This window comes from Bradyrhizobium sp. CB3481, assembly GCF_029714305.1.
GTDB lineage: Bacteria > Pseudomonadota > Alphaproteobacteria > Rhizobiales > Xanthobacteraceae > Bradyrhizobium.
In genome coordinates, this window is sequence record NZ_CP121647.1 from 7,441,788 (window position 1) to 7,466,705 (window position 24,918).

Sequence of the window (24,918 nt, forward strand, 5' to 3'; positions counted from 1 at the left end):
CCCGGGCCTTCGCCGCGTCGAAGGGGCTTCGGCCCCGCAGGCGGGTCAAGCCCGGGCATGACGAGGTTGTTGTGGGTTGCGCTGCACGCCATCCTAAGTACGTTAGATAGCAATGCAACACGCCAGGTACGTCCCGATGCGCACCCTACCCATGCTCTCTGCGCTGTTCTTGCTGACAGTGGCCGCCACCGCAAACGCCCAAACCACCCCCGCCGGCTTCCAGTCGCCATCGAAAAACATCGCCTGCCAGTATTTCGACTACGACAAGCAGAACATACTCCGCTGCGACATCAGCACGATGGATACCAAGCCGCGCCGCCCCGCCGATTGCGAGCTCGACTATGGTGGCGCTTTCGAGATGAACGCCAAGGGCGCGGCCGCGCGCATCTGCCACGGCGACACCGTGATGGATAAATCGCTGCCAGTCCTCGGCTATGGCGAGGTGTGGCAGCGCGGGGGATTTACGTGCAAATCCGAGCAGGCGGGTGTGACGTGCTTCAATACGGAGCGGCGCGGGTTTTCGCTGGCGAAGGCGAAGCAGGAGGTGTTTTGAAGAGAGACGCTCGAAGGCGCGCCAAATACAATCGTCGTACTCCGCGAAAGCGGAGTATCCAGTACGCCGCGGCGGCTCGGCTCTAGCCCAACTGCTCTGGAATACTGGATCCCCGCCTTCGCGGGGATGACAGCGGTCGATGAGGACGCGTTGGCGCCTTACTCAATCACCGGCACATGTTTCGCCACATCCCGCGCCACGGTGCCGTCCAGCCGCGGATCATCCGTCACTTCGACCTGCCGCCGGAACGGGCGAAAGCCGGAGCGCTGATAGAACGCCAGCGCCGCGGGGTGGTCGAAGGTGCAGGTGTGCAGCCAGAGTCGATCGATCGGCCGCGACCAGGCGATATCAAGCGCGCGGTCCATCAGCCAGCGGCCGGCGCCGCTGCCGACCAGTTTTGCCGTGACGCCGAACATGACGATCTCGCACTGGCCGGGCTCGCGGAAATCGAGTTCAAGCAGGCCTTCGTCGCCGCCGTCATCGACCAGCGCATAGACTTCGAGCTGCGGCGAATGCAGATGAGCCGCAAGCTCGGCATCGCTCATCCTGATCCGGGAAATCCACAGCCATTCCTCGCCGATGCGGCGATAGAGATCGCGAAACCAGTCGAGCGGCGGCGTCTCGACCCGGCGCAGCGACCAGGCGCCGGCGGGATCAGGGCGCGGCGTCGGACGCGCCGTCATCTCCAGATGCGTAACGATGGCGGCGACCTTGCCGGCGGGGATGTCGAAATAGCCGTCGGGAAGGATCATTGTGCAATCTTTCTCAACGTCATGCCCGGGCTTGTCCCGGGCATCCACGTCTTGCTTTGCTTGCGTGGCCAAGCGTGGATGGCCGGGTCACGCCCGGCCATGACGGCGGAGTGAGGGCTACTCCCCCTCGTCGCTCGCCAGCACGCCCTTCACCGCCCTCGCCCAGCCCGCCAGCTTGCGCTCGCGCGTGGCCTTGCTCATGTTCGGCTTGAAGCGATGTTCGAGCCGCCAGTTGTCGGCGAACCTTGCCGGCTCCGGATAGACGCCAGCGAACAGGCCCGCGAGATAGGCCGCGCCCAGCGCCGTGGTCTCCTGGATCATCGGGCGATCGACGGGGGCGTCGAGCAGGTCGGCGAGGCGTTGCATGGTCCAGTCGGAGGCGGTCATGCCGCCGTCGACGCGGAGCACGATGTTGGCGGCGGTGGCGTCCGGCCAGTCGGCGCGCATTGCGGCCCAGAGGTCGAAGGTCTGGTAGCAAACGCTTTCCAGCGCGGCATGCGCGAGCTCGGCGGGGCCGGTGTTGCGGGTCAGCCCGAACAGCGCGCCTCGCACGCGTGGATTCCAGTAGGGCGCGCCCATGCCGACGAAGGAAGGCACCAGATAGACGCTCTGCATGGAATCGGATTTGTCAGCGAGCGGGCCGGTCTCGGAGGCCTGCTTAATGATGCCGAGGCCGTCGCGCAGCCATTGCACGGCGGAACCTGCGACGAAGATCGAACCTTCCAGCGCGTAGGTGCGCTTGCCGCCCAGTTGATAGGCGATGGTGGTGAGCAGCTTGTTCTTCGAGGCCACCGGCGTCGTGCCGGTGTTGAGCAGCGCGAAGCAGCCGGTGCCGTAAGTCGATTTGATCATGCCGGGCGTAAAGCAGGCCTGGCCGATGGTCGCGGCCTGCTGATCGCCGGCAATGCCCGCGATCGGAATCGAGCCGCCGAGCAGGTCGGCGTCGCTGTCGCCGAATTTGGCCGAAGAATCCTTCACCTCCGGCAGCATCGAGCGCGGCACGCGCAGAAGCTTTAATAGATCGTCATCCCACTCGCCGGTATGGATGTTGAACAGCAGCGTGCGCGACGCATTGGTGGCGTCGGTCGCGTGCACCTTGCCGCCGGTCAGCCGCCACAGCAGGTAGCAATCGACGGTGCCGAACATCAGTTCGCCGCGGCCGGCCCGTTCGCGCGCGCCCGGCACATGGTCGAGAATCCAGGCGACTTTTGTTCCCGAGAAATAGGGATCGATGATCAGGCCGGTCTTGGCCGAAATCGCGGGCTCGTGCCCCTCGGCTTTCAGCTTGGCGCAGATGTCGGCGGTGCGGCGGTCCTGCCAGACGATGGCGCGATGCACCGCCTGCCCGGTGGCGCGGTCCCAGACGACCGTGGTCTCGCGCTGGTTGGTGATGCCGATCGCAGCGATGTCCTTGGCGTTCAGGCCGGCTTTCTCCAGCGCTTGGCGGCAGACCGTCATGGTCGAGGTCCAGATGTCCTCAGGCTCGTGCTCGACCCAGCCGGAAGCCGGAAAATGCTGCGGGAATTCCTGCTGCGCGGTGGCGGCGATGGAAATATCTGATCGGAACACCATGGCGCGCGAGGACGTGGTGCCCTGATCGATGGCCAGCACAAAGGACATGACGTTGCTTCCCCGGGAGGATTGTCGGTTAGGAAGAGAGGCAATCCGATTGGGAGGCGAAGGTCAATATCTTGCTGTCGTCCCGGCCAAGCGAAGCGTGAGCCGGGACCCATACGCCGCGGCCTCTCTATTTTGCGCTGGAGTTAGATGGTCCTCACCAACTAACGACGGTGGTTATGGGTCCCGGCTCAAGGCCGGGACGACGCGTGGATAGGCCGCGGCGCGAAAGCTACGTCGCCGCGGTCGTCACGCCGCCGTCGACCACGATGGTCTGGCCGGTCATGAAGGTGGAGGCATCGGAGGAGAGATAGGCCACGGCGCCGGCGATCTCGTCGGGCTCGCCGATGCGGCGCAGCGGTGTGCTTGCGGTGCGGCGCTTGAGGTTTTCTGGATCTTCCCACAGCGCGCGGGCGAAATCGGTTTTGACGAGGCCCGGCGCGACGCAATTGACGCGCACGCCCTTCGGGCCCCATTCGCCGGCGAGGCTGCGGCACAGCGCGAAATCCGCCGCCTTGGAGATGCCGTAGGCGCCGATCACGGTCGAGCCGCGCAGGCCGCCGATCGAGGAGATGATCACCACCGAGCCGTTGCCGCGCTCGGCCATCTGCGGGATCGCCAGCGCGCAGAGCCAGATGTTGCTCTTGACGTTACTGCTCATGATCTTGTCGAAGGCCTCGTCCTTGATGTCGAGCAGCGGGCCGTAATACGGGTTCACCGCAGCGTTGCAGACGAGGATGTCGACCTTGCCGTAATGTTTTGTCGTGCCCGAAATCAGCGCCTCGACTTCCTCGCGGCGCGAGATGTTGCAGGCAATGACATGGGCGTTGCCGCCGGATCTCTTGATGCCTTCAGCCACCTCGTGGCAGGCGTCGGCCTTGCGGCTGGAGATCACGACTTTTGCGCCGAGTTTTGCGAGCAACTCTGCCGAAGAGCGGCCGATGCCGCGGCTGGAGCCGGTGATGACGGCGACTCTTCCGGTGAGATCGAACGGGGTGTTTTTCATTGTTAGTTTCTCCGCGTGCTCCGCACACCACTGTCGTCGCCCGGCCTTGTGCGCAATTGCGCACTGGGACCGGGCGACCCAGTACGCCGCGGCAGAAGTGATGATGGCGAATTCTCTGGAATACTGGATCCCCCGCTTTCGCGGGGGATGACAGCTTGAGTGCGGTCTTACACCAGCCCGCCCGCGTCGGTGACGCGGCGGAGGTGGTAATCCGTGTCGCCAAACGTATTTTCGATCATGGTCAGCCGCTTGAAGTAGTGGCCGATCTTGGCTTCCTGGGTCATACCGATGCCGCCGTGAAGCTGGATCGACTGCTGGCCGATGAACTTGCCGGACTTGCCGATCTGCACTTTGGCGGCGGCGACGGCGGTGGCGCGCTCCTTGGCGCTGTCGAAATCGGCGGCCATGGTCGCGAACATCGACATGCTGCGGGCCTGCTCCAGCGCGACGAACATGTCGGCGGCGCGGTGCTGCAGCGTCTGGAAGCTGCCGATCGGCACGCCGAACTGCTTTCGCGTCTTGAGATATTCGATGGTGCTCTTCAGCGATTCATCCATCGCGCCGACCGCTTCCGCGCACATCGCGGTGCGGGCCTCATCGACCACGCGCTCGATCAGCGGCAGGCCGTTCTCGGGATCGCCGATCACAGCATCCGCGCCCACCTCGACGCCGGTGAAGGTGATGTCGGCAGCATGCAAGCCGTCCTGGGTCGGATAGCCCTTGCGGGTGACGCCCTTGGCGTTCGCCGGCACGATGAACACGCCGACGCCGGTCTTGTCGTGCCGGCCACCCTTGGTGCGGGCGGTGACGATCAGCGTGTCGGCATTCTCGCCGTTCAGCACGACGAACTTCTCGCCGTCGATCACCCATCCGTCGCCCTTCTTCTTGGCCGTGGTGGAGACATCGCCGAGATCATAGCGCGAGTTCTTCTCGAGCTGCGCAAAGGCAAAGGTCTTGCTGCCGTCGATAATGCCGGGGATGTGCGCGGCCTTCTGCTCGGCCGAAGCGCCATGGCGCAGGAATCCGCCGCCGATCACGACGGTGGCGAGATACGGCTCCAGCACCAGCGCCTTGCCGAGCGCTTCCATCACGATCATGGTCTCGACCGCGCCGGCACCGATGCCGCCATCGTTCTCGGCGAACGGCAGGCCCAGCAGGCCCTGCTCGGCGAGCTTGTTCCAGACGGCCTTGCTCCAGCCGCCCTTCTCCTTCTGGTACTTCTTGCGTGCATCGAAATCGTAGGAGTCGGTCAACAGACCGTCGATGCTTTCCTTGAGAAGCCGCTGCTCCTCGGTCAAATCAAAATCCATGTTCTCTGCTCTCTCCAGAATTCAATGCGGGCAGCCCTGTTGCCTTACTCTCGGTCGTCATCCCCGCGGAAGCGGGGATCCAGTAATCACCGGCGCGTCGTAAGCCATGACCGCTGCGGCGTACTGGGTCCCCGCCTTCGCGGGGGACCGCATTTGTTTGTGCGGCGAACTACAGCCCCAGCACCGCCTTGGTGATGATGTTGCGCTGGATCTCGTTGGAGCCGCCGTAGATCGAGACTTTGCGGTTGTTGAAGTAGCTCGGCGCGATTTGAGCGGTCCAGTCCATGGTCTCGTTGGAGCCGTCGTCGCCATGCACGTCGTAGGGCGCGGCGAACGGGCCGATCACTTCCATCAGAAGCTCGGTGGTGGTCTGCTGGATTTCCGAGCCCTTGATCTTCAGCACCGAGGACGCGGGGTTGGGCTTGCCCTTGCCGTGCTTGCCTTCGTCGGCGACGACGCGAAGCTGGGTCAGTTCGAGCGCCTTCAGCTCGATCTCGCACGCCGCAAGCTTCTCGCGAAAACCCTGGTCCTCGATGACGGGCTTGCCGTTCTGTTCGACCTTGGAGGCGAGATCCTTGATGCGGCGCAGCCGCTCCTTGGAGACGCCGACCCGGGCGATGCCGGTGCGCTCGTTGCCGAGCAGGAATTTTGCATAATCCCAGCCCTTGTTCTCCTCGCCGATCAGATTCTCGACCGGCACCTCGACGTCGTCAAAGAAGACTTCGTTGACCTCATGACCGCCGTCGATGGTCTCGATCGGGCGCACGGTGACGCCCTTGCTCTTCATACTGAAGACGATGAAGGAGATGCCCATCTGCTTCTTGGCATTGGTGTCGGTGCGGCACAGGCAGAAGATCATGTCGGCGTGCTGGGCCAGCGTCGTCCAGGTCTTCTGGCCGTTGATGATGTACTTGTCGCCTTTGCGCTCCGCCTTGGTTTTGAGCGAGGCGAGGTCCGATCCCGAGCCCGGCTCCGAAAAGCCCTGGCACCACCAGTCATCGACATTGGCGATCCGCGGCAGGTACTGCTGCTTCTGCTTCTCATTGCCGAAGGTGTAGATGACCGGGCCGACCATGCTGACGCCGAAGGCGAGCGGCGCCGGCGCCGGATGCATCTGCAGCTCTTCGTTGAAGATGTAGTGCTGCACCGAGGTCCAGCCGGTGCCGCCATATTCCTTCGGCCAGTGCGAGACGCCCCAGCCCTTCTTGTTCAGGATGCGCCACCAGGCGATCATCTCTTCCTTGGAGAGATGACGGCCCTCGACCATCTTGCGCCGGGTCTCCGGCGGCACGTTGTCCCGGAAGAAGGCCCTGACCTCTTCACGAAACGCGATTTCTTCCTTGCTGAAAGCGAGATCCATCGGACCCTCCTGTGAGCGAATGAATTACATTCGTTGTAGCGTGAACTCTCTATTTCGTCGTCCCCGCCTAGTGCGCAATTGCGCACGGGGCGCGGGGACCCATAACAACCGGCTTCTGTAACTGGCAAAGCCGTCTCCCCATCTGCCCCAAGCGTGGCCGTGGCGTATGGGTCCCGGCGCAAGGCCGGGACGATGGTGCGGTTTAGGCGCGACCTCCTGATGCGGCTTGCTGTTTCGATGGCGCAGCCTGCGACGTCTGCTGCATGCGCAATTCGTGGCGCGACAGCTTGCCGACCGCGGTGCGCGGCAGTTCCGCGGCGAACTCGACGGCGGTCGGCAGCTCGTGCTTGCCGAGCTTGCCTGCGAGGAAGCCGCGCAGCTCATCGATGGTGAACGGCTCGGCGCCGGCGCGCAGCGTGATGAAGGCTTTCGCCGACTCGCCGCGGTAATCGTCCGGGATGCCGATCACGATCACTTCCTGCACGGCAGGATGGGTGTAGATCGCCTGCTCGATCATCTGCGGATAGACGTTGAAGCCGCCGGAGATGATCATGTCCTTCTTGCGGTCGACCAGGTAGAAATAGCCGTCGGCATCCATGTAGCCGATATCGCCAGTGAGGAAACGGTCGCCAACGAAAGCCTCGGCGGTTGCCTTCGGCAAATTCCAGTAGCCCTTGGTGACGTTTGGCCCCCTGATGCGGATTTCGCCGGTCTCGCCGACGGGCAGCACCTTGGTCGGGTCTTCCAGCGACACCACGTCGATCTCGATGCCGGGCAGCATCACGCCGACCGAGCCGGGCTTGTCCGGTCCGTCTTCCGGATGCGCAGTGCCAGCGGGGGATGTCTCGGTCATCCCCCAGCCGCTCCGCAGCTTCATGCCGACCTTGCGCTCAAAAATCCTTGCGACTTCCATCGGCAGCGGCGCGCCGCCCGAGCCGGCGGTGCGCAGCGATGAGAAATCCCGCCTGTCGAGATCGGGCAGCGCGGCGATGGCGATCCACATCGTCGGCACGCCGGGAAAAATGGTGGCACGCTTCACCTCGATGTCCCGCATCACGGCTTCGACGTCGAAGCGCTGGTGCAGCGACACCAGATTGCCGTGGCGGAGCGAGGAGAGCATCACCACCGTGAGCGCATAGATGTGGAACAGCGGCAGCACGCATATCACGCGTTCGATCGCATTGCGCTCGGCCCGTGCCGGCCCGCTCCAAACGTCGTAGATCGAGACTGCCGCCGTGAGATTACCGTGGCTGAGCATGGCGCCCTTCGGCAGGCCGGTGGTACCGCCGGTATACTGCAGCAGGGCAACGTCATCCACGCCGATGGCGGGCCAGCTGGCCGGCTTGCTTACGCCTTCCACGAACTGCCGGTAGGTGATGATGGCGGGATTATTCGGCAGCGGCGTTTGCGGCGTGCCGACCTTGCCCCAATCGTCGTCCTCGCAGACGATCAATCTGTCGATCAGCCCCTTGTCGAGAAACTTCAGCGCGGTCGGAAGCAGCGCGGAGAGATTGCTGGTGAGGACGACCCGCGCGCCGGAATCGGTGAGCTTGTGCGACAGCGCGATCTCGCCGTCGAGCGGCGACAGATGCACGAGGCGCGCGCCCGCCTTCAATGCACCGAAGAAATTGATCGGATGATCGGGCGTGTTGCCGAGGAACAGGGCGACGGACGTATCCTTGCCGTAGCCGGCGCGCAGGAAGGCGCTCGCGGCAATCTCGACCATGTCCTCCAGCCCGGCATAGCTGATCGGTCGGTCGCGGAATTCGATCGCTGTGCGCGTGCCGTAATCGCGAACAGCTCGCGACAGCAGATCAGGCAGCGGATAGCGCTCGATGGGTTCGTCCCAGCGGACGCCTTGCGGATAGAACTGTTCGCCGGGATGGGTCATGGGCGGTTCTCAGAGAATATTCGCGTCATTCCGGGGCGCTCGCGCACAGCGAGCGAACCCGGAATCTCGAGGTTCCGGGTTCGCGCTCTGCGCGCCCCGGAACGACCGAGGATGAGGCCTTCGGCCCATCAAGCCGCCTTCGACGCCGCGGCCAGCGAGGCAAACGTCTTGCCTTCCGCGGCGAGGCGCTTGAGCAGCGGCGCCGGCTCGAGCGAGGGATCGTTGGTCTCCTTGGCATAATAGGAGAGACGGTCGGCGATGTGCTTCAGCCCGACCTGGTCGGCGTAGAACATCGGGCCGCCGCGATAGATCGGCCAGCCGTAGCCATAGAGCCAGATCACATCGATATCGCTCGGCCGCGCCGCGATGCCCTCTTCGAGGATGCGCGCACCCTCGTTGATCATCGGGTACATCATGCGCTCGAGGATCTCGTCGTCGCTGACGACGCGGCGCTTCTTGCCGAGCTTCTGCAGGGTCTCGTCGATCAGCTTCTCGACATCGGGATCGGGCAGCGGCGAGCGCGAGCCGCCTTCATATTTGTAATAGCCCTTGCCGGTCTTCTGGCCGAAGCGGCCGGCTTCGCACAGCGCGTCGGCGATTTCCGACTTGATGCCGCGATCTTTCCGGGAACGCCAGCCGATGTCGAGGCCGGCGAGATCGCTCATCGCGAACGGCCCCATCGGCATGCCGAATTTTGTCACCACGGCATCGACCTGCTGCGGCAATGCGCCCTCAAACAGCAGTTTTTCCGACTGCTTGCCGCGCTGGGCCAGCATGCGGTTGCCGACGAAGCCGTCGCAGACGCCGACCACGGCCGGCACTTTTGCAATCTTGCGCGATATGGCAACGGCGGTCGTCAGTGCATCCGGCGCGGTCTTCTCGGCGCGGACGATCTCGCACAGCTTCATGACGTTGGCGGGCGAGAAGAAGTGCATGCCGAGCACGTCCTGCGGCCGCTTTGTCACTTTCGCGATCTCGTCAATGTTGAGATAGGACGTGTTGCTAGCGAGCACCGCACCGGGCTTGGCGTGCTGGTCGAGCGCGCCAAACACCTCCTTCTTCACCGCCATGGTCTCGAACACGGCTTCGATCACAAGGTCAGCGTCCTTGACGTTCTCGAGGCCGACCTTGCCGTCGATCAGCGCCATGCGCTTGGCCGGCGCATCCGCCGGGATGCCGCCGCGCGCGGCGGTGGCTTCCCAGTTCTTCTGCATGATGCCCATGCCGCGCTTGAGCGCTTCCTCGCCGGTCTCGATCAGCGTGACCGGGATACCGGCATTGGCAAACGACATCGCGATACCGCCGCCCATGGTGCCGGCGCCGATGATGGCGACGCGCTCCACCTTGCGCGGCTTGGTGCCTTCAGGCACGCCGGCGATCTTCGAGGCCTCGCGCTCGGAGAAGAAGGCATAGCGCTGCGCCTTGGACTGGTCGCTGGCGACCAGCTTGAGAAAACCTTCACGCTCCTTCTTGAGGCCTTCATCGAACGGCAGTTCGATCGCGGCGCGCACGGCGTCCGCCGCGGCGAACGGGGCTTCCAGGCCCCTCGCCTTCTTGGTCATCGCCGCGACCGCATTGGTGAAGATCGAGATATCGGCCTTGGCCGCGGCCAGCTTGGAATCGTCGTCGCGCAGCTTGCGCAGCGGGCGGTTCTCGGCCAGCACCTTGCGGGCAAAGGCTTCGCCGCCCGACGCCGGTCCCTCGACGATCTCCTCGATCAGGCCGTTCTTGAGCGCGTCCGCGGCGCTGATCGGATCGCCGCCGACGATCATCTTGACCGCAAGCTCGGGGCCGACCGCACGCGGCAGCCGCTGCGTGCCGCCCGCGCCGGGCAGAAGGCCCAGTTTCACTTCGGGTAGGCCGAGCCTGGCTTCCTTAACGGCGACGCGATAGTGGCATGCCAGCGCGACCTCGAGGCCGCCGCCGAGCGCGGTGCCGTGAATGGCGGCAACGATCGGCTTCGGCGACTTTTCCATGAGGTCGAGAACCTCGGCGAGACCCGGGGGCTTCGGCGGCTTGCCGAACTCGGTGATGTCGGCGCCGGCGATGAAGGTACGGCCGGCGCAGGTCAAGACGATCGCCTTCACCTCAGCATCCGCAATCGCGCTCTTCATGCATTCATAGATGCCGCCGCGCACGGCGGCGCTCAGCGCGTTGACCGGAGGACTGTCGACCGTGACGATGGCAATGACGTCATGACGATCGAGTTTTACAACTTCGCTCACGGGACTCTCCCTGGTCGCTTGTTCTTGGATGCCACGCGACTTGCGTCGAGTGGTTACGGGGTCATTCTACTAATTTCGCAGTGCGAAATTTAATTCCACATCTTGACACGGAGGGTTATTTTGAAGCACGTCCGTTGTCAACGAGCTCATCAGCAGCAGTAGCGGGTAATGAAGCGTCCAGGGAAAAAAGTGGCGACCGATCGCAGCTTTGTCGTCGCCCTCTCCCGCGGGTTAGATGTGTTGCGCGCATTTCATCCCAATGACGGGCTTCTCGGCAATCAAGAACTTGCCGCCCGTACTAATTTGCCGAAGCCAACCATTTCCCGGCTGACTTACACCCTGACCAAGCTGGGATATCTTACACCCGTTCCGCGCTTCGAAAAGTATCAGCTGGCGCCGTCAGCCATGGCGCTGGGGTATGCCGCCCTGGCCAATCTCGGCGTTCGACATTTGTCCGAACCTTATCGTGAAGAAGTGATGCGCGAGACCGGCGGCGCCGTTGCCGTCGGCGGGCGCGACCGCCACAGCATGATCTATTTCGGGCAGAGCCGTACCGGCTTGCTCGGCATCCAGCTCGACGTCGGCTCGCGCGTGCCGATCGCGACCACGGCGATGGGGCGCGCCTATATCTGGGCGCTGCCTGACGACGAACGTGCTAATTTGTTGCGCGAACTGCGCGATCATTATGGCAGCCGCTGGTCGCGGATGCGCGACGGCATCGAACGCGCCGGCGAAATGGTTGCGCGTCACGGATTCACGATCTCCGCGGGCGAGTGGCAGGAAGATGTGCATGCGGTAGGCGTGGCGCTGAAGCTGAATGACGGAACAGGTCCGTATGCCTTCAACTGCGGCGCGCCGGCATTCCGCTTCACGGAAGGACGCCTGATGACCGACATTGGACCTCGCCTGGTCACGATGGTAAGAAAAATCGAGGCTGCGCTGGGCGGCGCAGCTCCGCAAATCAAAAAAACAGACAGCAAGAAGTCGAAAGCAGGAGGAAGAGTTGCACGTTTGGCCGAGGGGATCGAATAGCCTTCACCATGACCGGGAAATAATTTCGCACGGTCATTCCCGCTCCGTTTTCAGGGCGGGCGGGACGCGATGACGCAGGCACAGCTCGCGCAGGGACACGCTCCTCTGCTCGCGGTTCGCGACGTCAGCGTCGTGTTCGGCGGCATCATCGCGCTGAACGGCGTTTCCTTCGACATGCACAAGGGGCAGATCCTCGGCCTGATCGGGCCGAACGGCGCCGGCAAGACGACGCTGTTCAACTGTCTCTCGCGACTCTATCAGCCGTCCTCCGGCGATATCCTGATGGAAGGCGCGAGCATCCTGACGCGCCCGGCGCACAAGATCGCCGAGATCGGCATCGGCCGCACCTTCCAGAACGTCGCGCTGTTTCCCAACCTCTCGGTATCGGACAATGTCCGCGTCGGCTGCCATGCGCGCACCTCCAGCGACATCGTCTCGGACTCGCTGAAGCTTGCCTGGGTTCGCCGCAGCGAAGCCAGTGTCAACAGGAAGGTCCACGAGATCCTCGCCTATCTCAATCTCGAGGAGGTCGCCCACACCGTGGTGTCGGGGCTGCCGTTCGGCACCCAGAAGCGCGTCGAGCTGGCGCGGGCGCTTGCCGCCGATCCGAAGATCCTGCTGCTCGACGAGCCGGCCGGCGGCCTCAACCATGAGGAAGTCTATGTGCTCGGCGACCTCATCAAGAAGCTTCGCGACGAGCGTCATCTCACCGTGCTGCTGGTCGAGCATCACATGGGTCTCGTGATGTCGATCGCCAACCACGTCGTCGCGCTCAACTTCGGCCGCAAGCTTGCCGAAGGAACCCCTAGCCAGGTCCAGGCCGACCCTGACGTCATCAAGGCCTATCTGGGGAGCAAGGACCAATGACCGCGATGCTCAACGTCAAGGATCTGCGCGCCTATTACGGCCAGGTGCAGGCGCTCCACGGCTTATCCTTCTCGCTCAACGAGGGCTCGCTGACCACCCTGCTCGGCGCCAACGGCGCCGGCAAGACCACCACGCTGCGCGCGATCTGCAACATGGTGCGCTCGACCGGCGCGATCGAGTTCGAGGGCAAGCCGATCGGCACCCGTTCGACCGAGAACGTCGTCCGCCTTGGCATCGCCCATGTGCCGCAGGGCCGCGGCACCTTCACCACCATGACGGTGGAGGAAAACCTGCAGCTCGGCGCCATCACCCGCACCGACAAGAAGAACATCGTCGCCGACATCGAGCGCATGTACGAGCACTTCCCGGTGCTCAAGGAGCGACATACCCAGCAGGCCGGCACGCTGTCGGGCGGCGAGCAGCAGATGCTCGCGGTCGCCCGCGCATTGATGCTGCGGCCGCGCCTGATGCTCCTGGACGAGCCGTCGTTCGGCCTGGCGCCGCTGATCGTGCGCGAGCTGTTCAAGATTCTCGGCAAGATCAACCGTGAGGACAAGGTCACCATCCTGGTGGTCGAGCAGAACGCGCAGCTGGCGCTGGAACTCGCCGACCAGGCCTATGTGATCGAAACCGGACGGATCGTGATGTCGGGCAATGCCAAGGACATCGCGAACAACGAAGACATCCGCAAATCCTATCTCGGCTACTAAAGGAGCAGGACTATGGAGCTGTTTACCAACCAGGTCCTGGCCGGCATCGCCACAGGCGCGATTTACGCCTGTATGGCGCTTGCGGTGGTGATGATCTACCAGGCGATCGACCATTTGAATTTCGCCCAGGGCGAAATGGCAATGTTCTCGACCTTCATCTCCTGGCAATTGATGCAGTGGGGCGTGCCCTATTGGTGGGCGTTCCTGATCACGCTGGTGATCTCCTTCGCCGGCGGCATCCTGATCGAACGCCTGCTGTTCAAGCCGCTCGCCAAGGCGCCGGTGTTGACCAACGTCGCGGGCTTCATCGCGCTATACGGAATCATCAACTCGGTCGCCGGCCTGATCTGGGATTTCACCATCAAGCAATATCCGACGCCTTTCGGATCATCGCCCTTCCTCGGCAGCCAGCTGATCTCGACCCACCAGGCCGGCATGATCGGCGTGACCATCCTGCTGCTGGTGGCACTTTATCTGTTCTTCCAGTTCACCCGCATCGGACTTGCGATGCGCGCGGCGGCCGCGCTGCCCGAATCGGCGCGCCTCGTCGGCATCAACACCTCCTGGATGATCGCGCTCGGCTGGGGCATGGCTTCGGCAATCGGCGCGATCGCCGGCATCCTGATTGCGCCGGTCGTGTTCCTCGAGCCGAACATGATGTTGGGCGTGCTGCTCTATGGCTTCGCCGCGGCCGTGCTCGGCGGCCTGACCTCGCCGCTCGGCGCCGTCGTCGGCGGCTTCCTCGTCGGCATCTTTGAAAATCTCGCCGGGACCTACATCCCCGGCGTCGGTAACGAACTGAAACTGCCGATCGCGCTTGCGCTGATCATCACCGTCCTGGTCTTCAAACCCGCTGGCCTGCTCGGCCGGCCCATCGTGAAGCGAGTTTGATCATGAGCGCTGCTGAGGAAGTCGTCACAGAAGCACCGGCCGTCGAGGCCGTTCCGAAGCGGGCGATGACGCTCGGCCTGGGCACCTCGCTGGTGGTTCTGGCCGCGCTGGTCCTGGCTCCGCTGTTCGTCAAGAACTTCATCATCTTCCAGATGACGATGCTCCTGATCTACGGGCTCGCGGTTCTTGCGCTCAACATCCTGACCGGCGGAAGCGGCCAGTTCTCGCTTGGCCAGAGCGCGTTCTATGCGGTCGGCGCCTACACGTCGGCGATCCTGATGGAGCACGCCGGCATGAACTACGCGCTGACGCTGCCGATTGCGGGCGTGATCTGCTTTGCCTTCGGATTCCTGTTCGGCCAGCCGGCGCTGCGGCTTTCCGGCGTTTATCTCGCGCTGGCGACCTTCGCGCTTGCCACCGCGATGCCGCAATTGCTGAAGCTGCACTTTGTCGAACACTGGACCGGCGGCGTGCAGGGGCTGGTCGTAACCAAGCCCGATGCGCCGTTCGGCCTGCCGATGTCGCAGGACATGTGGCTGTATTACTTCACGCTCGCGATCACGATCGGCATCTACGTCGCGTCCGTCAATTTGCTGCGGTCGCGATCGGGCCGTGCCTTCATGGCGATCCGCGACAATGAAATCGCGGCGTCCGCCATGGGCGTCGACGTCGCACTGTACAAGACGCTGGCGTTCGGCGTGTCCGCCGCCATCACCGGCGTGGCCGGCGGCTTAGGCGCCATCGCTGTGCAGTTCGTGGCGCCCGACGGCTACACTATTGTGCTGTCGATCTCGCTGTTCCTCGGCATGGTCGTCGGCGGCGTCGGCTGGCTGCCGGGATCGATCGTCGGCTCCGCCTTCATCATCTTCGTGCCCAATATCGCCGAAAGCATCTCCAAGGGCCTCTCCGGCGCCGTATTCGGAGTGCTTCTGTTCCTGGTGATCTTCCTCGTACCGCACGGCGCAAGGCAGGTCGCGCTGATCGCCCAGCAGATCCTGGGCAAGCTCAAGAAGAACTAAGAAAGCTAACGGACAAACTCAGGAGACATCATGCCCGCATCACGCTGGACTGCCGCCTTAGGGGCGGCGGTCGCCGCATTCGTTTTCACGTCCGGTCCCGCGCTCGCGCAGAAGAAATACGACACCGGTGCGACCGATAGCGAAATCAAGATCGGTCACATCGTGCCCTACAGCGGCCCAGCCTCGGCCTACGGCATTATCGGCAAGACCGAAGAAGCCTTCTTCAAGATGATCAACGACAACGGCGGCATCAACGGGCGGAAGATCAAGTTTATCTCGTATGACGACGCCTATAGCCCGCCGAAGGCCGTCGAGCAGGTGCGCAAGCTCGTCGAGAGCGACGAGGTGCTGGTGGTGTTCAATCCGCTCGGCACGCCGTCCAACACCGCGATCCAGAAATATCTCAACGCCAAGAAGGTGCCGCAACTGTTCGTCGCCACCGGCGCCACCAAGTGGAACGATCCCACGCACTTTCCGTGGACCATCGGATGGCAGCCCTCCTATCAGAGCGAGGGGCGCATCTACGCCAAATACCTGATGAAGGAAAAGCCGGACGCCAAGGTGACCGTGCTCTATCAGAACGACGACTTCGGCAAGGACTACCTCAAGGGCCTGAAGGACGGGTTTGGCGCCAAGGCCTCGATGATCATCGCCGAGGAAAGCTACGAGATCTCGGAACCGACGATCGACAACCACATCGTCAAGCTCAAAGCCAGCGGCGCCGACGTCCTGATCAGCATCACGACGCCGAAATTCGCGGCGCAGACCATCAAGAAGATGGCGGAGATCGACTGGAAGGCGCTGCAGATCGTCGCCAACGTCTCGACGTCGGTCGGCGCCGTGATGAGGCCGGCGGGATTCGAGAACGGGCAAGGCGTGCTTTCGGCGCACTACGCCAAGGACGCTGGCGACGCGCAATGGCACGACGATCCCGGAATAAAGAAGTTTCTGGCCTTCCTCGACAAGTACTATCCGGACGCCGACCGCCACAACAGCCAGGTCATCTATGGTTATGGCGCGGCGCAGACCCTGACCAAGATGCTCGAAATGTGCGGCGACGACCTGACCCGCGCGAACATCATGAAACAGGCCGCGAACCTGAAGGACTTCGCGCCCGATACGCTGCTGCCGGGAATCAAGATCAACACGTCGGCCACCGACTTCGCCCCGATCGAGCAACTTCAAATGATGCGCTTCAAGGGCGAGAAGTGGGACATGTTCGGCGACGTCATCAGCGGCGAAGTCGGCCATTAACCAATATTCCGCCGGGCGGTAGTTTCCCGGAGTATCCGACTAAATATCGGCCCCCGCGACACCGTCGCGCGGGGCTTTTTGTTGCTGGACAAGGCTGAAAGGTATTCAATAGCCCTACAAAGAGCCGCCAAGCGCTCCAATCAAAAAGAAGATGACACATCCATCGTGATCCTAGGGAGATCAAACAATGCTCGCTATCAACTTGCGATTGGGAGCCTGTGCGGCTGCCCTCGCATTGCTAGCCGCAACCAGCAGCGGCGCATTAGCACAAAAGAAATACGACACCGGCGCCACCGATACCGAAATCAAGATCGGCAACATCATGCCCTACAGCGGACCGGCTTCCGCCTACGGTGTGATCGGCAAGACCGAGGAAGCCTATTTCAGGAAGATCAATGCCGAGGGCGGCATCAACGGCCGCAAGATCAACTTCATCAGCTATGACGACGCCTACTCTCCGCCGAAGACGGTGGAGCAGGCCCGCAAGCTGGTCGAGAGCGACGAAGTCCTGCTCATCTTCAATTCGCTCGGCACGCCGCCGAACACCGCGATCCAGAAGTACCTCAACTCAAAGAAGGTGCCGCAACTGTTTGTCGCCACCGGCGCCACCAAGTGGAACGACCCGAAGGAATTTCCGTGGACGATGGGCTGGCAGCCCAACTACCAGAGCGAATCGCAGATCTACGCCAAGTACATTTTGAAGAACCACCCCAACGCCAAGATCGCCGTGCTCTACCAGAACGACGACTATGGCAAGGACTATCTGAAGGGCTTCAAGGACGGCCTGGGCGCGAAGGCAGCTTCCCTGATCGTCATTGAGGAAAGCTACGAGGTTTCCGAACCGACGATCGACTCCCACATCGTCAAGATGAAGGCGACCAACGCCGACGTCTTCTTCAACATCACCACGCCGAAATTCGCGGCGCAGGCGATCAAGAAGAACGCCGAGATCGGCTGGAAGCCGTTGCACTTCCTCAACAACGTTTCGGTTTCGATCGGAAGCGTGATCAAGCCGGCCGGCTTCGAGAACGCCCAGGACATCATCTCCTCGGCCTATCTGAAGGATCCGACCGATCCGGAATGGAAGAACGATGCGGCGGTAAAGGCCTGGAATGAGTTCCTGGATAAATACTATCCCGAGGCTAATCGCGCTGACGTCAGCGTGATGTACGGCTACATCGTGGCGCAAGGCCTCGTGCACGTATTGAAGGCCTGCGGTAACGATCTGACGCGCGCAAACGTAATGAAGCAAGCAGCCAACATGAAGGACTTCGAACCGAGTGGCCTGCTGCCGGGCGTCAAGGTCAATACCAGCCCGACCGACTTTGCGCCGCTTTCGCAGTTGCAGCTCATGCGCTTCAAGGGCGAAAGCTGGGAGCGGTTCGGCGACATCATCAGCGCCGACGTCGGCGGCTAGCCCTTCGGGCCGCCCACCAAGGAAGCAGCCCCTGCGGCTTTGCCGCAGGGGCTTTTTGTTGTGAGGCCTCCGGCAAGATGCTAATCACGACGCTGTCACAAGAGCCTCGTCAAGCGGCCCGACGGTTACATTAAGAAATGAAAAGGGAGAGACAGAAATGTCCAAAATGAAAAAACTTGCGGTTGCTTCGGCCGCGTTCGGATTGCTCGTGGCAACCTCGAGCAGCGTTTTCGCACAGAAGAAATACGATCCCGGCGCCAGCGATACCGAAATCAAGATCGGCAACATCATGCCCTACAGCGGACCGGCTTCCGCCTACGGCGTGATCGGCAAGACCGAGGAAGCCTATTTCAAGAAGGTCAACGCGGAGGGCGGCATCAACGGCCGCAAGATCAACTTCATCAGCTATGATGACGCCTACTCGCCGCCGAAGACAGTCGAGCAGGCGCGCAAGCTGGTCGAGAGCGACGAAGTCCTCTTGATCTTCAATCCGCTGGGCACGCCGCCGAACACCGCGATCCAGAAGTATCTGAACAGCAAGAAGGTGCCGCAGCTGTTCGTCGCGACCGGCGCCACCAAGTGGAACGATCCGAAGAACTTCCCGTGGACGATGGGCTGGCAGCCCAACTACCAGAGCGAAACACAGATCTATGCGAAGTACATTCTGAAGGAGAAGCCGAACGCCAAGATCGGAATTCTCTACCAGAACGACGACTACGGTAAGGACTATCTGAAGGGCTTCAAGGACGGGCTCGGCGCCAAGGCTGCGTCGATGATCGTGCTGGAAGAAAGCTACGAGGTTTCCGAACCAACAATCGACTCCCACATCGTCAAGCTGAAGGCGACCGGCGCCGACGTGTTCATCAACATCACCACGCCGAAATTCGCGGCGCAGGCGATCAAGAAGAACGCCGAGATCGGCTGGAAGCCGCTGCACTTCCTCAACAACGTTTCTGCCTCGATCGGCAGCGTCATCAAGCCGGCAGGCATGGAAAATGCCCAGGACATCATCTCCTCGCAGTATCTGAAGGATCCGACGGATGCGCAGTGGAAGAACGATAAGGGCATGAAGGCATGGAACGAGTTCCTGGACAAATATTATCCGGAAGCCAACCGCGCCGATGCCTCGGTGATGTTCGGCTATACCGTCGCGCAGGGCCTCGTACATGTGCTCAAAGCCTGCGGTGACAATCTCACCCGTGAGAACGTCATGAAGCAGGCCGCGAGCATCAAGGATCTCGAGCTCGACGGGCTGTTGCCGGGTATCAAGGTCAACACGTCGCCGACCGACTTTGCCCCGATCTCCTCGGTGCAACTGATCAAGTTCAAGGGCGAGACCTGGGAACGCTTCGGCGAGATCCTCTCCGGCGACGCCGGCGGCTAGTCATTCGGAATCCCGATTGGCCGATTTACGGCTACGGGCGCCCCCGCGGACCTTCCGCGGGGGTTTTCTTTTGCGGCGAATGGATGGATAACCAGACCCCCCGTCCTGTTAGCAGCCCGTTGCAAGCCATGACTGACCAGCGTTCCCTCTTGCGTGCGATCTTTGACGCGGCCGTTGCGGCCGCCCATCCCGACGTCGTGCTCTCGGCGCATCTGCCTCCGGCCCCCAAGGGCAAGGTGGTCTGCCTTGCCGCCGGCAAGGGCGCGGCCGCGATGGCCGCCGCCGCCGAGCGGCACTATCTCGACACGCTGGGGCTCGATCCGTCGCGGCTGGACGGCCTTGCCACCACGCGCCACGGCCACGGCGTGCCGACGCGGCGGATCAAAGTCGTCGAGGCCGGCCATCCCGTGCCCGACGAAGCCGGATTGAAAGCAGCCGACGAAACGCTGCGTCTTGCTGCGGAAGTGACCGCCGACGATCTGTTGCTGGTATTGTTGTCCGGCGGCGGATCGGCCAACTGGATCGCACCGGCCGACGGTGTTTCGTTTGCGCAGAAGCAGCAGGTCAACCGTGCATTATTGCGATCGGGCGCACCGATCGGCGAGATGAACATTGTCCGCAAGCATCTGTCGCGGATCAAGGGCGGCCGGCTGGCCCGCGCCGGACAGCGGGCCGCCGAGATCGTGACGCTCGCGATCTCGGACGTGCCGCACGACGAGCCTTCCGCGATCGCATCGGGACCGACGGTGCCCGATCCGAGCACGCTGGCGGACGCCCGCGCGCTGGTCGCAAGATATCATCTCGTGGTCGACGACGCCGTCAAACGCGCCCTCGACGACGCCAGGAATGAGAGCTGCAAGCCCAGCGATGCCGCCTTCGCCCGCGCGCGTTTCGAGATGATCGCAAGGCCGAAGGCCTCGCTCGACGCGGCGATCAAGGTCGCAAGGGATGCGGGCTATGAGGTGATCGGCCTCGGCGCCGATCTCGAAGGCGAGGCACGCGAGGTTGCCGCCGACCACGCTCTGCTGGCGCTGAAGGCCCGCAGCGACGGCAAGCGCACCGCCATCCTGTCGGGCGGCGAGCTGACGGTGACCGTGCGCGGCAACGGCCGCGGCGGCCCCAACCAGGAATATGCACTGGCGCTGGCGGATATTCTAAAGGACACGACCGGCATCGTGGCGCTGGCCGCCGACACCGATGGCGCCGACGGCGGCGCCGGCAGTGCGACCGATCCCGCCGGCGCCCTGATCGATCAGACGACGTTTGCGAAGATGAAATCGCTCGGACTCGATCCGGCGGCCTATCTCGCCAACAACGATGCGACCGCCTTCTTCGCGGCAACCGGCGATCTGTTGCTGACCGGCCCCACGCTGACCAACGTCAACGACGTCAGGGTGCTCCTGGTGGACCTCGCCTAGGTTTTTCCGGCAACGCTTCGCATCCTCTACGTGCCGAAATGGCATTAACGCTTTGTTGAGCACGTTAGCAGGAACACGCGAGCGGATACCCGCCTTCCAAGCTGCGATTCACCAGCTTGCGCTTCTAATGGGCCGATCTCCTGGAGGAGGAGAGCCGCCGATAGCGGCTGGGGAAACGCTATATGACGGATTGCAGCCAGATCACCGCCACGCGGTCGGCGCAGTTGAGCGCACGCCTCGAAGAGGCGATCAATCATTTGTCGCTCGGTATCGTCGTCTTCGACGAGAAGCGCGAAGTGGTTTTCTGCAACGCGCGTTACCGGGAACTTTACGGGCTCTCACCCGAACAGGTTAAGCCGGGCACGCCGACCCGGGATCTGATTCAGCACCGGCTCAATCTCGGCCTGAAGGTGCAGCTTGCGCCCGACGATTACATCCGTGAGCGCATCGGCCGCGACATCGCGCTCGACACCACCGTGCAGGCATTCACCGACGGCCGGATCATCGCCTACACCGTCTACCCGATGCCCGGAGGTGGCGGGATGGCGACGCATGAGGACGTCACCCAGCGCGAAGAACTCAATGCCCAGCTGAAGAACCAGTTCGAACTCGGCCGCGAGCAGGAGGAAGCGCTGCGGGCCAAGAACTTCCAGTTCGACACCGCGATCAACAACATGTCGCAGGGGCTGTGCTTCTTCGATTCCGACCACCGCCTGATCGTCTGCAACGATCGCTTCGTCTCGATGTACGATATCGCGCCCGAGCGCGTCAGCCCCGGCATGTCCTTGGTCGAGATCGTCGACCTCAGGTTCGAGGCCGGCAGCTTCCCCGCCATGACGCGGGACGAATATCTGCGCTGGCGCACCAACGTCGCGGTCTCCAACGAACCGAAGGACAGCGTCGTCGAGCTGATGAACGGGCGCACTTTCAAGATCCGTCACCGGCCGATGCCGGGCGGCGGCTGGGTCGCGACGCACGAGGACATCACCGAGCAGCGCCAGTCCGAGGTCAAGATCGAATACATGGCGCATCACGATGCGCTGACCGACCTGGCCAACCGGGTACTGCTGAACGACCGGCTGGAGCACGCGCTGGTCAGGGTTGAGAGCTGCAAGATGGTGGCCGTCCATCACCTCGATCTCGATCAGTTCAAGGCCGTGAACGATACGTTCGGCCACCCCTGCGGCGACAAATTGCTCAGGATCGTCGCCGAACGACTGCGCGCCCTCGCTGCCGACGCCGACACGATTGCGCGGATGGGCGGCGACGAATTCGTCATCGTACAGGCCGCCATTGCTGACCCGGCGGACGCCACCGCGCTGGCGCAGCGTGCCATCGATGCGTTGAGCGAGCCCTATGACATCGATGGCCAGCAGGCGGTGATCGGCGTCAGCATCGGCATTTCGGTCGGCCCCGGCGACGGATCGAATCCCGACAAGCTGCTGCGCAACGCCGACCTTGCGCTCTATCGCGCCAAGAGCGACGGCCGCGGCACGTTCCGCTTCTTCGAGCCCGTGATGGACCTGCAGATGCAGACCCGCCGCATCATGGAGCAGGATCTGCGCCGGGCGCTGCCGGCCGGCGAGTTCGAGCTGCACTATCAGCCCGTCGTCAACCTCGCGAGCAAGGAAATCTCGGGCTTCGAAGCCTTGATCCGCTGGAATCATCCGACCAAGGGATTGATCTCGCCGGCCACATTCATCCCGCTGGCCGAGGAGATCGGCTTCATCGTGCCGATGGGCGAATGGGTCATCCGGCAGGCCTGTGCCACCGCGGCGCAATGGCCAGAACATCTTCATGTCGCCGTCAACATTTCGGCGATCCAATTTCGCAGCCCCGGCCTGATGCAGGTGATCGTCAGCGCGCTTGCGGCCTCCGGTCTTTCACCGACGCGGCTAGAGATCGAAATCACCGAGAGCGTGCTGCTGCACCACAAGGAAACGACGCTGGCGCTGCTGCATCAATTGCGCGCGCTCGGAATCCGCATCGCCATGGACGATTTCGGCACCGGTTATTCGTCGCTGACCTATCTGCAGAGCTTTCCGTTCGACAAGATCAAGATCGACCGTTCCTTCGTCAAAAACATCACCGAGAATTCCAGCTCGCTCAACATCGTGCGGGCCGTCGCGGCGCTGGCGAATGGCATGGGCATGACGGCGACCGCCGAGGGCGTCGAAACTGCGGAACAACTCCACAGCATCGCTTCCGAAGGATGCACGGAGATGCAGGGCTTTCTGTTCAGCAAACCGCTACCCGCCGCCGAGATCGAGCGGCAGTTCCTGTCGGGACGAGGGCTGCGGGGGATTCAGGGCCGTATCGTCGCGGCGTGACACCCGCATCGTCATTCCGGGATGGTGCGTAGCACCAGACCTCAGGTGCGCAATTGCGCACCGGGGAATCTCGAGATTCCGGGTTCGCTTCGCGCCCCGGAATGACGTCGGCCCTCAAAACTCCGCCGCGATTTTCGACAGCATTTCGAGCAGCGCCACCCGGTTGGCGGAACCCAATAGCTCGTTGAGCCGCGCCTCGTGCTTGGTGGCGACGAGCTTCTTGGCGCGCGCCAGCACCGCCTTGCCCTTATCGGTCAGAACCAGGATGTGCGAGCGGCGGTCGTTGGTCGAGCGCATCCGGGTGCAGAGGCCGCGGCTCTCCAGCGCGTCCAGCATCGACACGAAATTCGGCCTGAGGATGCCCAGCGTGTTGGCGATTTCGGTCTGGTTACGCCCGGGATTGCGGTCGAGCAGCAGCAGCACCGAGAACTGCGCTGGCGTCAGTTGCAGCGGCGCGACGCAGCGCAGGAAATCCTCGAACACTTTGAGCTGCGCCCGCTTGAGGGAATAGCCGAGCAGATCGGCCAGTTCGCCCAGCTGCAGCCCGGCATTGTCAGGCGCGCCATCCGCAGCGCCGCCCGCAATTTCCTTGCCGTTGTTGCGCGGCGACTTGACGGCATCGGTTGCTGCCTTGGAAACTGTCATTTGGAAACTGTCATGGCGTGAGGCTCGCACCCCTGGAAAAAGCCCTGGCCGGTGGCCGGGCCCTTGATGTTATATTCGATAATTGTTATCGGATATATCAAATATCGGCAAGCTTTCAACTGCCGAGGTATCCGGACGGCCGACGGACCGCATCAGGGTCAATATCGGCGACGCTTTTAGGGGGAGCGCCAGTCTTGAATACGACGATCATGCTGTTCCTGCTGCAGGACGGCATTACCAATGGCGCGATCTATGCGCTGCTCGGGCTCGCGCTGGTGCTGGTGTTTGCCGTCACCCGCGTCATTCTGATCCCGCAGGGCGAGTTCGTCACCTATGGCGCGCTGAGCTACGCCATGCTGGCAACAGGCCAGGTGCCCGGCACGGTGTGGCTGGCGATGGCAATGGGCGTCGCCGCCTTCGGCTTCGACCTGTTCGATGCGCGGCGGTCGTTACGGCCCAGGCGGATCCTGCGCTCTCTGGCCCTCAACGTCGTCCTGCCGGCCGCCATCCTGGCCCTCACCTATCGCCTCGCCGGTCCCAAGACGCCAATCGCGGTCAATATCGCCCTGTCGCTGCTGATCGTCGCGGCGATCGGGCTCTATCTCTACCGCCTCGCATTCCAGCCGCTCGCGCACACGTCGGTGCTGGTGCTGCTGATCTCGTCCGTCGGCTGCCATCTCGCTTTGCAGGGCCTTGGCCTCGTGTTCTTCGGTGCCGAGGGCCTGCGCGGTCCGGCGCTCTCGACCGCGGCGCTCACCGTCGGCCCGCTGCGCTTCACCGGGCAGAGCCTTGCGGTGTATGGACTGACCATCGCCTTCATCATCGCGCTGTGGCTGTTCTTCGGCTTCACGCTGATGGGCAAGGCGCTGCGCGCCACCGCCGTCAACCGCCTCGGCGCCCGTCTCGTCGGCATCCGCACCACCCTCTCGGGCCAGATCGCATTCCTGCTGGCGTCGCTGATCGGTGCGATTTCCGGCATCCTGATCGTGCCGATCACCACGCTCTATTACGACACCGGCTTCCTGATCGGCCTGAAGGGTTTTATCGCCGCGATCATCGGCGGCCTGGTGAGTTATCCCTTGACCGCGGTCGCGGCGCTCGTCGTCGGCAGCGTCGAGGCGTTCTCCTCGTTCTACGCCAGCAATTTCAAGGAGGTCATCGTCTTCACGCTGATCCTTCCCGTGCTGATGCTGCGTTCGCTCGCAGCGCCTGAAGTCGAGGAAGAGAAGGATTGAGG

The 24,918-nt window shown here is 63.0% G+C and carries 20 protein-coding genes; 12 read left to right on the forward strand and 8 right to left on the reverse strand.

Translation table 11 applies throughout. From position 1 onward, the window contains the following. Positions 1 to 136 precede the first annotated feature (136 nt). Positions 137 to 553: a DUF6636 domain-containing protein gene (locus tag QA643_RS35980; RefSeq protein WP_283030398.1), complete on the forward strand. Its 417-nt coding sequence runs from the start codon at positions 137 to 139 to the stop codon at positions 551 to 553. Between the two features lie 158 nt (positions 554 to 711). Here QA643_RS35980 and QA643_RS35985 read toward each other — a convergent pair whose 3' ends face one another. The 7 genes from QA643_RS35985 to QA643_RS36015 all read right to left on the reverse strand — a co-directional run bounded on the left by QA643_RS35985 (position 712) and on the right by QA643_RS36015 (position 10,714). Next, positions 712 to 1,305, reverse strand: coding sequence for a GNAT family N-acetyltransferase (locus QA643_RS35985; RefSeq protein ID WP_283030399.1), 594 nt, complete (start codon positions 1,303 to 1,305; stop codon positions 712 to 714). Positions 1,306 to 1,422: 117 nt separating this feature from the next. Continuing rightward, positions 1,423 to 2,925, reverse strand: coding sequence for a glycerol kinase GlpK (glpK, locus tag QA643_RS35990; RefSeq protein ID WP_283030401.1), 1,503 nt, complete (start codon positions 2,923 to 2,925; stop codon positions 1,423 to 1,425). Between the two features lie 229 nt (positions 2,926 to 3,154). Further along, complete coding sequence (locus QA643_RS35995; RefSeq protein ID WP_283030403.1) at positions 3,155 to 3,928, reverse strand: SDR family oxidoreductase; 774 nt, start codon at positions 3,926 to 3,928, stop codon at positions 3,155 to 3,157. Positions 3,929 to 4,095: 167 nt separating this feature from the next. Continuing rightward, entirely contained in the window at positions 4,096 to 5,238 is a 1,143-nt protein-coding gene (gene pimD, locus QA643_RS36000) for a pimeloyl-CoA dehydrogenase small subunit (protein WP_283030404.1), read from the reverse strand. Between the two features lie 169 nt (positions 5,239 to 5,407). Continuing rightward, positions 5,408 to 6,598 carry a pimeloyl-CoA dehydrogenase large subunit gene (gene pimC, locus QA643_RS36005; RefSeq protein WP_283030405.1) on the reverse strand — a complete coding sequence of 397 codons (1,191 nt, stop codon included), beginning with the start codon at positions 6,596 to 6,598 and terminating at the stop codon, positions 5,408 to 5,410. Between the two features lie 202 nt (positions 6,599 to 6,800). Then, on the reverse strand, positions 6,801 to 8,489 hold the full coding sequence (gene pimA / locus QA643_RS36010) for a dicarboxylate--CoA ligase PimA (RefSeq protein WP_283030407.1): 1,689 nt from the start codon (positions 8,487 to 8,489) through the stop codon (positions 6,801 to 6,803). 128 nt (positions 8,490 to 8,617) lie between these two features. After that, positions 8,618 to 10,714, reverse strand: a complete 2,097-nt coding sequence (locus QA643_RS36015; RefSeq protein WP_283030409.1) for a 3-hydroxyacyl-CoA dehydrogenase NAD-binding domain-containing protein — start codon at positions 10,712 to 10,714, stop codon at positions 8,618 to 8,620. Between the two features lie 168 nt (positions 10,715 to 10,882). Between QA643_RS36015 and QA643_RS36020 the strand changes: the two genes are divergently transcribed. The 10 genes from QA643_RS36020 to QA643_RS36065 all read left to right on the forward strand — a co-directional run bounded on the left by QA643_RS36020 (position 10,883) and on the right by QA643_RS36065 (position 23,036). Continuing rightward, positions 10,883 to 11,746: an IclR family transcriptional regulator gene (locus QA643_RS36020; protein ID WP_283030411.1), complete on the forward strand. Its 864-nt coding sequence runs from the start codon at positions 10,883 to 10,885 to the stop codon at positions 11,744 to 11,746. Between the two features lie 69 nt (positions 11,747 to 11,815). Further along, positions 11,816 to 12,613: an ABC transporter ATP-binding protein gene (locus QA643_RS36025; protein ID WP_283030412.1), complete on the forward strand. Its 798-nt coding sequence runs from the start codon at positions 11,816 to 11,818 to the stop codon at positions 12,611 to 12,613. After that, positions 12,610 to 13,323 carry an ABC transporter ATP-binding protein gene (locus tag QA643_RS36030; RefSeq protein ID WP_283030413.1) on the forward strand — a complete coding sequence of 238 codons (714 nt, stop codon included), beginning with the start codon at positions 12,610 to 12,612 and terminating at the stop codon, positions 13,321 to 13,323. Before QA643_RS36025 ends, QA643_RS36030 begins: the two co-directional genes overlap by 4 nt. A 12-nt stretch (positions 13,324 to 13,335) precedes the next feature. Further along, entirely contained in the window at positions 13,336 to 14,214 is an 879-nt protein-coding gene (locus tag QA643_RS36035) for a branched-chain amino acid ABC transporter permease (RefSeq protein ID WP_283030414.1), read from the forward strand. Positions 14,215 to 14,216: 2 nt separating this feature from the next. Further along, positions 14,217 to 15,233: a branched-chain amino acid ABC transporter permease gene (locus QA643_RS36040; protein WP_283030415.1), complete on the forward strand. Its 1,017-nt coding sequence runs from the start codon at positions 14,217 to 14,219 to the stop codon at positions 15,231 to 15,233. A gap of 30 nt (positions 15,234 to 15,263) precedes the next feature. Further along, a complete protein-coding gene (locus QA643_RS36045) occupies positions 15,264 to 16,487 on the forward strand; it encodes an ABC transporter substrate-binding protein (RefSeq protein WP_283030416.1) in 1,224 nt (407 codons plus the stop codon). A 187-nt stretch (positions 16,488 to 16,674) separates the two neighbouring features. Beyond that, the gene (locus tag QA643_RS36050; RefSeq protein WP_283030417.1) at positions 16,675 to 17,904 is read left to right on the forward strand and encodes an ABC transporter substrate-binding protein; all 1,230 of its coding nucleotides are present in this window, start codon (positions 16,675 to 16,677) and stop codon (positions 17,902 to 17,904) included. 157 nt (positions 17,905 to 18,061) lie between these two features. Further along, positions 18,062 to 19,288, forward strand: coding sequence for an ABC transporter substrate-binding protein (locus QA643_RS36055; protein ID WP_283030418.1), 1,227 nt, complete (start codon positions 18,062 to 18,064; stop codon positions 19,286 to 19,288). Positions 19,289 to 19,416: 128 nt separating this feature from the next. Then, positions 19,417 to 20,706, forward strand: a complete 1,290-nt coding sequence (locus QA643_RS36060; protein ID WP_283030419.1) for a DUF4147 domain-containing protein — start codon at positions 19,417 to 19,419, stop codon at positions 20,704 to 20,706. A gap of 182 nt (positions 20,707 to 20,888) precedes the next feature. Beyond that, positions 20,889 to 23,036: an EAL domain-containing protein gene (locus QA643_RS36065; RefSeq protein WP_283030420.1), complete on the forward strand. Its 2,148-nt coding sequence runs from the start codon at positions 20,889 to 20,891 to the stop codon at positions 23,034 to 23,036. A 114-nt stretch (positions 23,037 to 23,150) separates the two neighbouring features. Here QA643_RS36065 and QA643_RS36070 read toward each other — a convergent pair whose 3' ends face one another. After that, positions 23,151 to 23,681: a MarR family transcriptional regulator gene (locus QA643_RS36070; protein ID WP_283030421.1), complete on the reverse strand. Its 531-nt coding sequence runs from the start codon at positions 23,679 to 23,681 to the stop codon at positions 23,151 to 23,153. 194 nt (positions 23,682 to 23,875) lie between these two features. On the opposite strand from QA643_RS36070, the gene QA643_RS36075 reads away from it, so the two are divergent. Continuing rightward, positions 23,876 to 24,916, forward strand: a complete 1,041-nt coding sequence (locus QA643_RS36075) for a branched-chain amino acid ABC transporter permease (RefSeq protein WP_283030422.1) — start codon at positions 23,876 to 23,878, stop codon at positions 24,914 to 24,916. Positions 24,917 to 24,918 lie beyond the last annotated feature (2 nt).

Bases quoted from the DNA above. Each gene is read 5' to 3' on its own strand.
- QA643_RS35980 (WP_283030398.1), top strand. From the start codon at position 137: ATGCGCACCCTACCCATGCTCTCTGCGCTGTTCTTGCTGACAGTGGCC.
- QA643_RS35985 (WP_283030399.1), bottom strand. From the start codon at position 1,305: ATGATCCTTCCCGACGGCTATTTCGACATCCCCGCCGGCAAGGTCGCC.
- glpK (WP_283030401.1), bottom strand. From the start codon at position 2,925: ATGTCCTTTGTGCTGGCCATCGATCAGGGCACCACGTCCTCGCGCGCC.
- QA643_RS35995 (WP_283030403.1), bottom strand. From the start codon at position 3,928: ATGAAAAACACCCCGTTCGATCTCACCGGAAGAGTCGCCGTCATCACC.
- pimD (WP_283030404.1), bottom strand. From the start codon at position 5,238: ATGGATTTTGATTTGACCGAGGAGCAGCGGCTTCTCAAGGAAAGCATC.
- pimC (WP_283030405.1), bottom strand. From the start codon at position 6,598: ATGGATCTCGCTTTCAGCAAGGAAGAAATCGCGTTTCGTGAAGAGGTC.
- pimA (WP_283030407.1), bottom strand. From the start codon at position 8,489: ATGACCCATCCCGGCGAACAGTTCTATCCGCAAGGCGTCCGCTGGGAC.
- QA643_RS36020 (WP_283030411.1), top strand. From the start codon at position 10,883: ATGAAGCGTCCAGGGAAAAAAGTGGCGACCGATCGCAGCTTTGTCGTC.
- QA643_RS36025 (WP_283030412.1), top strand. From the start codon at position 11,816: ATGACGCAGGCACAGCTCGCGCAGGGACACGCTCCTCTGCTCGCGGTT.
- QA643_RS36030 (WP_283030413.1), top strand. From the start codon at position 12,610: ATGACCGCGATGCTCAACGTCAAGGATCTGCGCGCCTATTACGGCCAG.
- QA643_RS36035 (WP_283030414.1), top strand. From the start codon at position 13,336: ATGGAGCTGTTTACCAACCAGGTCCTGGCCGGCATCGCCACAGGCGCG.
- QA643_RS36040 (WP_283030415.1), top strand. From the start codon at position 14,217: ATGAGCGCTGCTGAGGAAGTCGTCACAGAAGCACCGGCCGTCGAGGCC.
- QA643_RS36045 (WP_283030416.1), top strand. From the start codon at position 15,264: ATGCCCGCATCACGCTGGACTGCCGCCTTAGGGGCGGCGGTCGCCGCA.
- QA643_RS36050 (WP_283030417.1), top strand. From the start codon at position 16,675: ATGCTCGCTATCAACTTGCGATTGGGAGCCTGTGCGGCTGCCCTCGCA.
- QA643_RS36055 (WP_283030418.1), top strand. From the start codon at position 18,062: ATGTCCAAAATGAAAAAACTTGCGGTTGCTTCGGCCGCGTTCGGATTG.
- QA643_RS36060 (WP_283030419.1), top strand. From the start codon at position 19,417: ATGACTGACCAGCGTTCCCTCTTGCGTGCGATCTTTGACGCGGCCGTT.
- QA643_RS36065 (WP_283030420.1), top strand. From the start codon at position 20,889: ATGACGGATTGCAGCCAGATCACCGCCACGCGGTCGGCGCAGTTGAGC.
- QA643_RS36070 (WP_283030421.1), bottom strand. From the start codon at position 23,681: ATGACAGTTTCCAAGGCAGCAACCGATGCCGTCAAGTCGCCGCGCAAC.